A 13,332-nucleotide genomic window follows, 5' to 3' on the forward strand; every position below is an offset into this window, starting at 1 on the left:
TCAGCGGTCCGGGACGGGGTGGCCGCCGCGGATCAGCTCACGGCCGCGTTCGTAGTCCTCGTCGGCTTCGTGGGTCAGCACGCCGACCGTCGCACCGTCGCGTTCGTACCAGACCGTGAACGCCTCGCCGTCGCGCGCGACCGGACGGGCGCGGTCGAAACCGTCGCCCCAGGCCGCGTACTTCAGGACGCGGTCGCCGATGACCGACCAGAATCCGGGGACCTCGGCCCAGGTGGCGTCTTCGCCCGCGGCGGTCCGGCCGGCGACCTCGCCCATCGCGAGGCCTTCGCCCCAGTGTTCGACCGCCAGGGCCCGGCCCGCCGCGGGGTTGTGGGCGAACGCGATGTCGCCCGCGGCGAGCACGCCGGGCGCACTCGTCCACAGGTGCTCGTCCGTGCGGACGCGGCCGTTTTCGACGGCGAGGCCGGCCGATTCGGCCAGCCCGACCCGGGGCCGGATCCCGGTGGCGAGCACGACGAGCCCGGTGTCGAGCACCGGCACCAGATCCGTGCGGACGCGGTACCCGCCTTCGACCGACAGGAGTTTCGTGCCGCGCAGGACGCTCACGCCTTCGGATTTCAGCCAGCGCAGCAGGAATTCGCCCGCTTCCCGGCCCAAGCGCTTCTCCTGCGGGACGTCGTCCGGGCAGACGACCGTCACCTGGACACCGAGCCGCGACAGCGAAACGGCGGCTTCGCAGCCGATGAACCCCGCGCCGACGACGATCGCGCTCCGCACCCCGGTGGCGGCGGCGCGCAGGGCGCGGGAATCGGCGACCGAGCGGAGGGTGCGCACGTCCGGGTGGTCGGCGCCCGGGAGGTCGGGCCGGACGGGTTCGGCTCCGGTCGCCAGCACGCACTGCGTGAACGGGTGGACGGCGCCGGCGGCGGTGCGCACCCGGCCGCCGCTCAGTGCGACGACGGGGTCGCCGAGGGCGAGGGTGACGTCGTTGTCGGCGAAGAAGTCCTTGTCCAGCAGGGAGATGTCGTCCTCGCCGGCCTCGCCGCGCAGGAACTCCTTGGACAGCGGCGGGCGTTCGTAGGGCGGGTCGGGGTCGGCGGTGAGCAGCCGGACCTGTCCCGCGCCACCCGCTTCGCGGTAGGCGCGCACGGCCGACACGCCGGCCGGTCCGCTGCCGACGACAACCAGGGTTTCGGCATCCATGGCCCTCGCGTACCCGCCGGAACGGCGCGGTACACGCCGGGCGGCCGAGCGGTCCACAGTGGATCGTCCATTGTGGACGCTTTTTGGGTACGACGAAAGCCGGTGACGCCGTCGAGCGCGCGTCACCGCTGGCCGAGACCGCGTTCAGCCGAACGGGGCAACGCGGTCGGATGGCCTGACAGGGAAGGAAAGACTCGCGAGCACCGCCTGGAGTACGCGCGCGGACACGGGCGCGGCTGGTTGCTCAACCGTTGCCGCTCAGAATAGTGCAGCTGCACTATGCTGAACCACCCGGTGTGCACATCGGGACGGCGCCGGGGCGCCGAAAACCGAAGAAACGGGTGGCGGATGGGTGGGGCAATGGTCGAGGGGACGCGCCCGGGCACGGGTGCGGGCGCTTCGGGCGTGGGCGAGGCGGGGGAGCAGGAGCTGCGCCGGCTGCTGGCCGGCTTGACCGCCGTCCGCGACGGCGACTTCGGCATCCGGCTGCCGGGCGGGACCGACGGTCTGCTCGGCGAGATCGCCACGGTGTTCAACGGGATGGCCGACCAGCTGTCGCTGTTCACCTCGGAGGTCACGCGCGTCGCCCGCGAGGTCGGCAGCGAGGGCCAGCTGGGCGGGCAGGCGAAGGTCCCCGGTGTGTCCGGCACCTGGAAGGACCTCACCGACTCGGTGAACGCCATGGCCGGCAACCTGACCACCCAGGTCCGGGACATCGCCCAGGTGGCGACCGCGGTGGCCAAGGGCGACCTGTCGCAGAAGATCGACGTCGACGCGCGCGGCGAGATCCTCGAGCTGAAGGACACCGTCAACACGATGGTGGACCAGCTGTCGTCGTTCGCCGACGAGGTCACCCGCGTCGCCCGCGAGGTCGGCAGCGAAGGCCGGCTCGGCGGCCAGGCCCAGGTGCCCGGCGTCGGCGGTGTCTGGCGCGACCTGACCGACTCGGTGAACTTCATGGCCGGGAACCTGACCGACCAGGTCCGCAACGTCGCCCAGGTGACGACGGCGGTCGCGAAGGGTGACCTCTCGCAGAAGATCACGGTCGACGCCCGGGGCGAGATCCTCGAGCTCAAGAGCACGATCAACACGATGGTGGACCAGCTGTCGTCGTTCGCGGACGAGGTCACCCGCGTGGCCCGTGAGGTGGGCACGGAGGGCCGGCTCGGCGGTCAGGCCGACGTCAAGGGGGTCTCCGGTACCTGGCGCGACCTCACCGACTCGGTGAACTTCATGGCCGGCAACCTGACCGACCAGGTCCGCAACATCGCCCAGGTCGCCACGGCCGTCGCCAAGGGCGACCTGTCCCAGAAGATCAACGTGACCGCCCGCGGTGAGGTCCTGGAGCTCAAGGACACGCTGAACACGATGGTCGACCAGCTGTCCGCGTTCGCGGACGAGGTCACCCGCGTGGCGCGCGAGGTGGGCACCGAGGGCCGGCTCGGCGGCCAGGCCGACGTCAAGGGCGTCTCCGGCACCTGGAAGGACCTCACCGAGTCGGTCAACGTCATGGCCGACAACCTCACCGCGCAGGTTCGCTCGATCGCCGAGGTCACCACGGCCGTCGCGCGCGGCGACCTGTCCCAGAAGATCCGGGTCGACGCCCGCGGCGAGATCCTCGAGCTGAAGGACACCATCAACACGATGGTCGACCAGCTCTCGGCGTTCGCGGACGAGGTCACCCGCGTGGCCCGCGAGGTCGGCACCGAGGGCAACCTCGGCGGCCAGGCCACGGTCCGCGGGGTGTCCGGGACCTGGAAGAACCTCACCGACAACGTCAACGTCATGGCCTCGAACCTGACCGGCCAGGTGCGCTCGATCGCCCAGGTCGCGACGGCGGTCGCGCGCGGCGACCTGTCCGGCAAGATCACCGTCGAGGCCAAGGGCGAGGTCGCCGCGCTGGCCGACGTCATCAACACGATGGTCGACACGCTGTCGGCGTTCGCGGACGAGGTCACCCGCGTGGCGCGCGAGGTCGGCACCGAAGGCATGCTCGGCGGGCAGGCCCGCGTGCCGAACGTCGCGGGCACCTGGAAGGACCTCACCGACAACGTCAACTCGATGGCGAACAACCTCACCGGGCAGGTCCGCAACATCGCCCAGGTGACCACCGCCGTCGCGCAGGGCGACCTGACCCGCAAGATCGACGTCGACGCCCGCGGCGAGATCCTCGAGCTCAAGACCACGATCAACACGATGGTCGACCAGCTCTCCGCGTTCGCCGCGGAGGTCACGCGCGTGGCGCGTGAGGTCGGCAGCGAGGGCCGCCTCGGTGGCCAGGCCGAGGTCGAAGGCGTGTCGGGCACCTGGAAGCGGCTGACGGAGAACGTCAACGAGCTGGCCGGGAACCTCACCCGGCAGGTCCGCGCGATCGCCGAGGTCACCAGCGCCGTCGCCGAGGGCGACCTGACCCGCTCGATCACCGTCGACGCCTCCGGCGAGGTCGCCGAGCTGAAGGACAACATCAACTCGATGGTCGAGTCGCTGCGCGAGACGACGCGGGCGAACCAGGAGCAGGACTGGCTGAAGTCCAACCTGGCCACCATCACCGGGCTGATGCAGGGCCGCCGGGACCTCGCCGTCGTCGCGGCCGCGGTGATGGACGAGCTCGTCCCGCTGGTCAACGCCCAGTACGGCGCGTTCTACCTGGCCGACGACACGGCCGAGGTGCCGGAGCTGCGGCTCGTCGGCGCATACGGCCACCCGGACGACGGCGACGGCCCGGCCGTCCGGTTCCGGGTCGGCCAGTCCCTGGTCGGACAGGCCGCGCGCAGCCGCCGCCCGATCGTCGTCGACGACGTCCCGCCCGGCTACGCCACGATCTCCTCCGGGCTCGGCCGCACCGTGCCGACGAGCCTGATCGTGCTGCCGATCGTGGTCGAGGACCAGGTGCTCGGCGTGCTCGAAATCGCGTCGGTGCACGGCTTCACCGCCGTGCACCGGGCGTTCCTCGAGCTGCTGATGGAGCAGATCGGCGTCAACGTCAACAGCATCGTCGCCAACGCCCGCACCGACGAGCTGCTCGGCGAGTCCCAGCGGCTGACGGCCGAGCTGCAGACCCGGTCGGAGGAGCTGCAGGCGCGGCAGGAGGAGCTCCAGTCGTCCAACGCGGAGTTGGAGGAGAAGGCGGCGCTGCTGGTCACGCAGAACCGCGACATCGAGACGAAGAACCTGGAGATCGAGCAGGCCCGCCAGGAGCTGGAGGCCCGCGCCCAGCAGCTGACGCTGGCGTCGAAGTACAAGTCGGAGTTCCTGGCCAACATGAGCCACGAGCTGCGCACCCCGCTCAACAGCCTGCTCATCCTGGCTCAGCTGCTCGCGCAGAACCCGACCCGCAACCTCACCGCGAAGCAGGTCGAGTACGCGGGCATCATCCACTCGGCCGGGTCGGACCTGCTGCAGCTGATCAACGACATCCTCGACCTGTCGAAGGTCGAAGCCGGGAAGATGGACGTCACCCCGGAGCAGGTGTCCCTGCGGGGCCTGCTGGACTACGTCGAAGCGACGTTCCGGCCGATGACCTCGCAGCGCCACCTGGACTTCCGGATCACCGTCGCGCCCGGGTCGCCGGCCGAACTGCTCACCGACGACTCGCGGCTGCGCCAGGTGCTGCGCAACCTCCTGTCCAACGCGGTCAAGTTCACCGACGTCGGCGGGATCGAGCTGCACATCGAGCCGGTCGAGGCCGAGCGCCTGCCCCGGCCGCTGCGCGCGCACGGGCCCGCCGTCGCGTTCCGGGTGACCGACACCGGCATCGGGATCGCCGAGCACCAGCTGGAATCGATCTTCGGCGCGTTCCAGCAGGCCGACGGCACCACCAGCCGCAAGTACGGCGGCACCGGGCTCGGCCTGTCGATCAGCCGCGAGATCGCGCAGCTGCTCGGCGGGTTCATCACGGCCGAGAGCACACCCGGCGAAGGCAGCACGTTCACCTTCTCCCTGCCGGTCGCGCGCCCGGACTTCGCCGCGCTGCCGGCGGGGGAGTACCCCGGCACCACCGTGGTGACCGGAGACGCGGGAGTGGGCGTCACGACGTCGGCGCCGCGGGCCTACCGGCGGCTGCTCGTCGTGGAGGAGCGTCAGCACGGGCTGTTGACGCTCGTGGCCGAAAGCGCCGCCGCGGACCTGGCCGACAGCCGCGACATCGGCATCTCGCCCGCCGACGTCGAGGTCGTCACCGCGGTCGGGACCCAGGAGGCCGCGGCCGCCCTCGCCACCGACGCCTTCCACTGCGTCGTGCTGGACCTGGACCTGCCCGAGCGGGCGGCGTTCGGGTTCCTCGACGCGATGCAGGGCGACAGCGCGCTGCGGCTGGTGCCGGTGCTCGCGCACAACAGCCGCCGGCTCGACGTCGAGCTCGAGCAGCTGCTGCAGTCCCGCGCGGACGTCCAGTCGCTGGAGGTCCTGTCGGGGCTGGACGAGCTGCGCGAGCGGATCGCGCTGCACCTGTCGGCGGAGGAGCCCGGCGCGGTGCTGCCGCTGGTCCGCCCGGACGAGCCGGCGGCGCCGGTGCGGGCAGCGGACGTCGACACCACGCTGGCCGGGCGCACGGTGCTGATCGTCGACGACGATCCCCGGAACGTCTACGCGCTCACCGGGATCCTGGAGCTGCACGGGATGCAGGTGCTGCACGCCGAAGACGGCCGCAAGGGCGTCGAGACGGTCGCCGCGCACCCCGGCATCGACCTCATCCTGATGGACGTGATGATGCCGGAGATGGACGGTTACACCGCGACCGCGAAGATCCGCGCGATGCCCGAGCACGCGCGCATCCCGATCGTCGCGGTGACGGCGAAAGCGATGCCGGGCGACCGCGAGAAGAGCCTCGCCTCGGGAGCCACCGACTACGTGACCAAGCCGGTCGACGCGGACGATCTCATCGCCCGCATCAAGCGGCACGTGACGGCGTGATCGGGTGACCGCCGAAGAAGAGACGCTCCCGGCGCTCACGCCACCCGCCGAGGTGTCCGCCAACCTCGCCCGCCTCGCGGACACGGTCGCCCGCCTGCGGGGCGAGGTCGACCACGCGCACGCCGTCGCGGACGGCCGCGCGCTGATCGAGCTCGCCAAGGGCGTCCTGATGGAACGCCTGCACTGCACGCCCGCCGACGCCGCCCGGCAGCTGGAAAGCCTGGCGGAACGCGCGGGGATGACGCCGCTGGAGTTCGCCGCGGACGTCGTCGGCGAGGCGGCCGAGGACCGGATCACCGAGGTGACGCAGGAGTTCCTGGCCCGCGCCGACGGGGAGGACTCGGTCGCGGTGCGGCTGCGCACGGCCGAGAGCGGCGTGCTGGCGGCCGGCGACACCCAGCGCGTCGCGGAGTCCATTTTGGAGCACGCACTGCGCCCGCTCGGCGCGACGGCGGTCGCGGTGTGGCTGGCCGGGCCGGACGGGTCCTTGACGCTCGCGGGCTCGGCGGGGTTCTCCGCCGAGGAGGCGGGGCGTTGGCGTTACGTCCCGCCCGGCGTCGCGACGCCGGCCCGCCGCGCGCTGATCGAGCGCGACACGATCTGGTACCCGACGCTCAAGGGTGCCGGGCTGCCGTCCATCGGGCAGCACACGCTCGCCGAGGGCGGCCGCGTCGCCGTGCCCACCGGGACGGGCGGCCGGATCATCGGCGTCGTCGAGATGTGCTGGCCCGAGCCGCTGCCCGCCGAACCCGGGCGGCAGCGCCGTCAGCTCGACGCGCTCGCGGAACTGTGCGCGCACACCCTGGACACCTGGGACGGCGTGGTCGCCCCGGTGGCCGGGTCCGGGGACTTCCTCGGCGAGCTGGTGGACTTCGTGGACGGCCTGCACGACCCGGCCGTGCTGCTCTCGCCGTGCGTCGACGCCGGCCGGCTGACCGACTTCCGGATCCACCACGCCAACGTCCGGTTCGCCGACCCCGGCGGGCGGCCGCGCAGCCGGATCGTCGGCACGCGGATGCTGGAGGCGTACCCGCTCGCCGCCGAAGAGAGCGGCCTGCTCGACATGATCCAGCGCGTCTACGCCACCGGGGAGCCGTTTCGCGCCGAGAGCATGGCCGTCACGACGCTCGTCGACCAGGTACCGCTGACCGTCCTCACCGACGTCAGCGTGACCCGGTTCGCCGGGAACGTGCTGCTGATCCTGCGCATCCAGGACGACGCGGCGAAGCTCGCGGTGCTGCTGCAGCACGCGCAGCGGCTCGGCCGCATCGGCGGCTTCGAAGAGAACGTCGTGACCGGGGCGATCACCTGGAACACCGAGCTGTTCGCGCTCTACGGCCTGCCGCCGAACGCCACCCCGCTGTCGCTGCACGAGCTCGCGGCGCACGCGCACCCGGACGACGCCCCGTCGATCGGCCGCTTCCTGCGCGCGGTGCTGCACCACCGGCGCCCGTCGTCGACGGCGTTCCGGCTGCAGCGTTCCGACGGCGTCGCCCGGCACATCCGGGTGGTCGCGGAGCCGGTCGTGGACGGCCGCGGCGAGCTCGTCGCGGTCCGCGGGGCCTACCAGGACGTCTCGGCGCAGCACTGGACCGAAGTCGCGCTGGCCGCCACGCGGGACAAGCTGGCCGAGACCGAGCAGCAGTCGATCGAGCGCAACCGGCTCGCCCTGCAGCTGCAGCACGCGATCATGCCGCCCGCCACCGGCCCGATCGACATGCCGGGCCTGCGGGCGGCGGTCCGGTACCGGCCGGCGGAGAAGGAGCACCTGGTCGGGGGCGACTGGTACGACGCGGTCGCGCTGCCGACCGGCGAGGTGCTGCTGTGCGTCGGCGACGTCGCCGGGCACGGCATCGACGCGGCCACCGGCATGGTCAGCCTCCGCAACGCCCTGCGCGGGCTGGCGGCGACCGGTGCCGGGCCGGCGCAGCTGCTGACGTGGCTCAACCTGGTGGCCTACCACCTGACCGACCACGTGACGGCGACCGCGGTCGCCGCCGTCTACGACCCGGCGAGCCGCAAGCTGCGCTGGGCGCGGGCCGGGCACCTGCCGCCGATCGTCCGCCACCGCGGCGGCGACGCGACGACGTTGCCGCTGATCCGGGGTTCGCTGCTGGGCGCGGTCCGGGACGTCGTGTACCAGGAGGAGGAGCTGCAACTCGACGACGGCGACATCCTGCTGATCTACACCGACGGCCTGATCGAGCGCCGCGACCGCCCGGTCCAGGAGACCGTCGCGCGGCTGCTGACCCTGGTCGAGGGCCACGGCGGCGAGCTGGAACACCAGCTGGACACGCTGCTGACCTACAGCACCGCCGACACCGACGACGACACCTGCGTGGTGGGCATCGAGGTCACGGGCGCGAGCTGAGCCGCCGGGCCTCGGGAGGTTCGCCGCCGCGCAGGACGTCGGCCAGGATCTCGGCGCCGCGGACCACCCGCGGGCCCGGGCGGTTGAAGTACGCCGGACCGTCCAGCACCCACACCTGGTCCTGGCGGACCGCCGGGAGGTCCGTCCAGCCGGGCCGGCCGGCCAGTGCCGGGGCCTCGGCGAAGGTGCGTTCCGGCGCGAAGCCGCACGGCATCAGGAGGAGCACGTCCGGGCGGGCGTCGACCACCGCGTCCCACGGGACCGGCCGGGTGTGCTCGCCCGCTTCGGCCAGCAGCGGTTCGCCGCCGGCGAGGGCGATCTGCTCGGGAACCCAGTGCCCCGCGGGCCAGACCGGGTCGAGCCACTCCAAGGCGACGACGCGAGGACGGCGAGTAGCGGGGCGCACGGCTTCGAGGCGCTCACGCAGCGCCCGGATCTCCGCCTCGGCCCGGCCGGGGACGTCCAGCACTTCGCCGGCCTGGCGCAGGCAGTCGAGGACGCCGTCCACCGTGGCCGGTTCCAGGCTCACCACCAGCGGCCCGGTGTCGAGCGTGCGCACGGCTTCGGACACCTGGCGGTACGACACCGCGCAGACCTCGCACAGGTCCTGGGTGAACACCACGTCGGGAGCGAGTTCCGCGAGGCGTGCGCTGTCGAGCGTGTAGAGCCCGGACCCGCGGTGCGTCGCGTCCGAGATCTCCCGGCTGGACAGCGAGTCCGGGTCGAACCCGGCCCGCGTCACGACCGGCACGTCCTCGACGTGGCCCGGCGGCCAGTCGCACTCGTGCGTGCGGCCGACGAGGTCGGGCAGCCGTCCCAGCGTCGCGACCAGGTCGGTCGCCGCGGGCAACAGGGAGACGATCCGCATCGGCCCACGGTAACCCCGGCTTCTGGGCCACCGCAGGTTCCGCTGCATCGCGGACGACGTCGACTTGGGCGTGATCAGCGGGGCATCGGCCGTGATTGAAGGGGCATCACGCGTGATTGGAGGGGCATCACGGGGTCAGGGGTTTACCGCCAAGACCAGAAAGCCGGCCAGCAGGACCAGGTGGACGCCGCCCTGCAGGCGGGTTGCGCGGCCGGGGACGACCGTCAGGACGCTGACCACGACCGTCAGGGCCAGCAGGACGATCTGGGTCGGGCCGAGGCCGAGCAGGAGCTCGGTCGGGAGCCAGATCGACGCCAGCGCGATCGCCGGGATCGTCAGGCCGATGCTGGCGATCGCCGAGCCGTAGGCGAGGTTGAGGCTGATCTGCATCCGGTCGCGCTGGGCCGCGCGCGTCGCGGCGAGGGTCTCCGGGAGCAGGACGAGCAACGCGATCACGACGCCGACGAACGACTGCGGGAACCCGGCCGCGCGGACCCCCGCCTCGATCGCCGGGGACTCCACCTTCGCCAGCCCGACGACGGCGACCAGGGCGACCAGCAGCAGCGCGAGGCTGCCCAGCGCGGCCCGGTTCGACGGCGGCTCGGCGTGGTCGTCCTCCTTGACCTCGCCGTCGGCCGCCACCGGGAGGAAGAAGTCGCGGTGGCGCACGGTCTGCGTCAGCACGAACGTCCCGTACAGCGCCAGGGAGGCGACGGCCGCGAAGGTCAGCTGCGCCGAGGAAAAGGCCGGGCCGGGCGTGCTCGACGTGAACGACGGCAGCACGAGGCTGAGCGTCGCCAGGGTCGCGACGGTGGCGAGCGCGGCGCCGCTGCCCTCGGAGTTGAAGAGGGTGACGCCGTAGCGGCGCGCGCCGACGAGCAGCGCGATGCCGACGATGCCGTTGGTCGTGATCATCACCGCCGCGAACACGGTGTCGCGCGCCAGCGACCCGGCCTCCGGGCCGCCGGAGACCATCATCGTGACGATCAGCGCGACCTCGATGACGGTGACCGCCACCGCGAGCACCAGCGACCCGAACGGCTCGCCGACGCGGTGCGCGACGACCTCGGCGTGGTGCACCGCGGCCAGCACGGTCGCACCGAGCGCGACGGCCACGAGCGCGACGAAGACCGGGCCGAGGTCGCGGCCCCAGGCGAGCGCGAGCACGACCACGCCGAGCACGGGGGTGACGGAGGTCCAGGACGTCAGGAAGGATCTCAGCGCGGCCATGTCCCCAGCCTCGCACACCCTCGGTCACGATGCGTGGTCGTAAGGCGATTCTCACATTTCCGGCACTGTCCCCTGTGGACGGTCGGGCACGACGTCGAGCACGTGCCGGCGGAAGCTTTCGCTCAACGGCGGAAGAGTCCGCCCGGCCGCCCAGGCGAGCCCGATGTCGCGGGCAGCGTCCACATCGGTCAGTTCGAGGTGCGGTGCGGGAAACGCGGCCGAGCGCGGCAGGGGCAGCAGGGACACGCCCAACCCGGCGGTGACGAGCCCGCGCAGCGTCTCGACTTCGTCGCCCTCGAAGCCGATGCGCGGGCTGAACCCGGCTTCGGCGCAAAGCCGCTCGGTCGTCTCGCGCAACGCGTAACCCGTTCGGAGGAGGATGAACGTCTCGTCCGCGACGTCGGCGAGGCGGACGCGCCGGCGCCGGGCCAGCCGGTGCCGCGGCGGGACCGCCAGCCGCAGCGGCTCGACGAGCAGCCGCGCCCACTCCAGCTGCGGGTGCCCGCGGTCGCCGCTGGTGAGGACGACGTCCGCGGTGCCTTCGAGCAGTTCCGCTTCGAGCCCCTCTTCGCCGTGCTGCCGCAGTTCGAACCGCGCGCCCGGGTACTCGCGCAGGAAGCCGCTCAGGACCGACGGCACCAGCCACGTCCCGAACGTGTGCAGGAACGCCAGCGGGACGACGCCCGTGCCCGGGTCGACGATCTCGCCGACCTCGCGCAGGCCCAGGTCCAGCTGGTCGAGCACGACGTCGACGTGGCGCTTGAAGGCGTGTCCGGCCGGGGTCAGCTTCAGCCCGCGCCCCGACCGGCGGAACAGCTCGGCACCCGCGTCGTGCTCGAGCCGCCGCAGGGCGCGGGAGAGCGCCGGCTGGGTGAGGTGCCCGCGCGCGGCCGTCTCCGTGACGGTCGCGCCCTCGGCGACCGCCCGGAACAGCCGCAGCGTCTGCACGTCCATGCGTCCAGTGTATGGATGTTCAGCCCATCAGGCATTGGACGCATCGGTCGGCAGGCGTCACCCTGGAGGTATGGCAACCGTGGCAGAACAGCTGGTCAGGACCCTGCGGGACGCGGGCGTCGAGCGCATCTACGGCATCGTGGGCGACAGCCTCAACCCGATCGTCGACGCGGTCCGCCGCACCGACGGCATCGAGTGGGTGCACGTCCGCCACGAGGAGACCGCTGCCTTCGCCGCGGCGGCCGAAGCCCAGGTCACCGGGAAGCTCGCGGTGTGCGCGGGCAGCTGCGGGCCGGGCAACCTGCACCTGATCAACGGCCTGTTCGACGCGCACCGGTCCGGCGCGCCGGTGCTGGCCATCGCGTCGCACATCCCGTCCAACCAGATCGGCACCGGTTTCTTCCAGGAGACCCACCCGGAGCGGCTCTTCACCGAATGCAGCCACTACAGCGAGATGGTCTCGCAGCCCGAGCAGCTGCCCCGGCTGCTGCGGATCGCGACCCAGGCCGCCGTCGGCAAGGGCGGCGTCGCGGTGCTGACCATCCCCGGCGACCTCGCGGACCGCAAGGCAACCGGCCCGCTGACCGAGCGCCTGCCGCTCGTCACGCCGTCGCCGGCCGTGCCTTCGCCGGAGACCGTCCAGGAGCTGGCCGACCTGCTGAACTCGGGTGAGAAGGTGATGGTGTTCGCCGGCGCGGGCGTCCGCGGCGCGCACGACGAGGTGCTGGCCGTCGCCGACAAGCTGGCCGCGCCGGTCGGGCACTCGCTCGGCGGCAAGGAGTGGATCCAGTACGACAACCCGTTCGACGTCGGCATGAGCGGCCTGCTCGGCTACGGCGCCTGTTACGACGCGATGCACGAAGCCGACCGGATCGTGTTGCTGGGCACGGACTTCCCGTACGACAACTTCCTCCCGCAGGCGCGCACGATCCAGATCGACCACGACGCGTCCCGGCTCGGCCGGCGCACCCCGCTGGAACTGGCGGTGCACGGTGACGTGAAGGAGACGCTCCGCGCGTTGCTCCCGCTGCTGCGCCCGCGCACCGACCGCGCGTACCTCGGCCGGATGCTGCGCGAGCACGTGCGGAAGCTGGAAAAGGTCGTCGGCGCGTACACGACGAAGATCGAGCACCGGCGGCCGATCCACCCGGAGTACGTCGCCTCGGTGCTCGACGAGGTCGCCGCCGACGACGCCGTGTTCACCGTCGACACCGGCATGGGCAACGTCTGGGCCGCGCGCTACCTGACCCCGAACGGCCACCGCCGCGTGCTCGGCTCGTTCCGGCACGGCAGCATGGCGAACGCGCTGCCGCACGCGATCGGCGCGCAGCTCGCCCAGCCGGGCCGCCAGGTGGTGTCCCTTTCGGGCGACGGCGGGCTCGCGATGCTGATGGGCGACCTGCTGACGCTGCCGGTCTACGACGCCGGAGTGAAGGTCGTGGTGTTCAACAACGCGACGCTGGGCATGGTGAAGCTGGAGATGCTCGTCGACGGCCTCCCGGCCTTCGGCACCGACCACCCGCCGGTGAACTTCGCCGCGATCGCCGCCGCGTGCGGGATCTTCGCGGAACGCGTCGAGGACCCCGCCGACGTCCGCGGCGCGCTGCAGAAGGCGTTCGCCCACCCCGGCCCGGCGGTCGTCGAGGTCGTCACCGACCCGAACGCGCTGTCGATCCCGCCGCGGATCACCGGCGAGATGGTGCGCGGGTTCGCCCTCGGCGCCACGAAGACCGTGCTCAACGGCGGGGTCGGCAAGATGGTCGACCTGGCGCGCACGAACCTGCGCAACGCGCCCCGGCCGTAGCGCGGAAGGCCACCGCCCGGTGGGCCTTCC

General features: G+C 72.5%; 7 protein-coding genes. 3 read left to right on the plus strand and 4 right to left on the minus strand.

All coding sequences use genetic code 11. From position 1 onward, the window contains the following. Complete coding sequence (locus tag ACYVLJ_RS17455) at positions 1-1,164, minus strand: NAD(P)/FAD-dependent oxidoreductase (protein ID WP_460439377.1); 1,164 nt, start codon at positions 1,162-1,164, stop codon at positions 1-3. A gap of 360 nt (positions 1,165-1,524) precedes the next feature. On the opposite strand from ACYVLJ_RS17455, the gene ACYVLJ_RS17460 reads away from it, so the two are divergent. Then, positions 1,525-6,075 carry a HAMP domain-containing protein gene (locus ACYVLJ_RS17460; protein WP_451973164.1) on the plus strand — a complete coding sequence of 1,517 codons (4,551 nt, stop codon included), beginning with the start codon at positions 1,525-1,527 and terminating at the stop codon, positions 6,073-6,075. A gap of 4 nt (positions 6,076-6,079) precedes the next feature. Then, the gene (locus tag ACYVLJ_RS17465; protein WP_460439378.1) at positions 6,080-8,446 is read left to right on the plus strand and encodes a SpoIIE family protein phosphatase; all 2,367 of its coding nucleotides are present in this window, start codon (positions 6,080-6,082) and stop codon (positions 8,444-8,446) included. On the opposite strand, the gene ACYVLJ_RS17470 is transcribed toward ACYVLJ_RS17465, so the two are convergent. The 3 genes from ACYVLJ_RS17470 to ACYVLJ_RS17480 form a co-directional block, all read right to left on the minus strand. Further along, positions 8,430-9,314, minus strand: a complete 885-nt coding sequence (locus ACYVLJ_RS17470) for a cobalamin-binding protein (RefSeq protein ID WP_460439379.1) — start codon at positions 9,312-9,314, stop codon at positions 8,430-8,432. The genes ACYVLJ_RS17465 and ACYVLJ_RS17470 overlap by 17 nt on opposite strands. A 135-nt stretch (positions 9,315-9,449) precedes the next feature. Further along, positions 9,450-10,544 (minus strand): calcium:cation antiporter, encoded by a 1,095-nt coding sequence (locus ACYVLJ_RS17475; protein WP_460439380.1) that lies wholly within the window; start codon positions 10,542-10,544, stop codon positions 9,450-9,452. Between the two features lie 51 nt (positions 10,545-10,595). Next, positions 10,596-11,498, minus strand: a complete 903-nt coding sequence (locus tag ACYVLJ_RS17480) for a LysR family transcriptional regulator (RefSeq protein WP_451973156.1) — start codon at positions 11,496-11,498, stop codon at positions 10,596-10,598. Between the two features lie 70 nt (positions 11,499-11,568). Between ACYVLJ_RS17480 and ACYVLJ_RS17485 the strand changes: the two genes are divergently transcribed. After that, positions 11,569-13,302: a pyruvate dehydrogenase gene (locus tag ACYVLJ_RS17485; protein ID WP_460439381.1), complete on the plus strand. Its 1,734-nt coding sequence runs from the start codon at positions 11,569-11,571 to the stop codon at positions 13,300-13,302. The last annotated feature ends 30 nt before the right edge of the window (positions 13,303-13,332 follow it).

It is taken from the genome of Amycolatopsis stemonae (assembly GCF_054781455.1).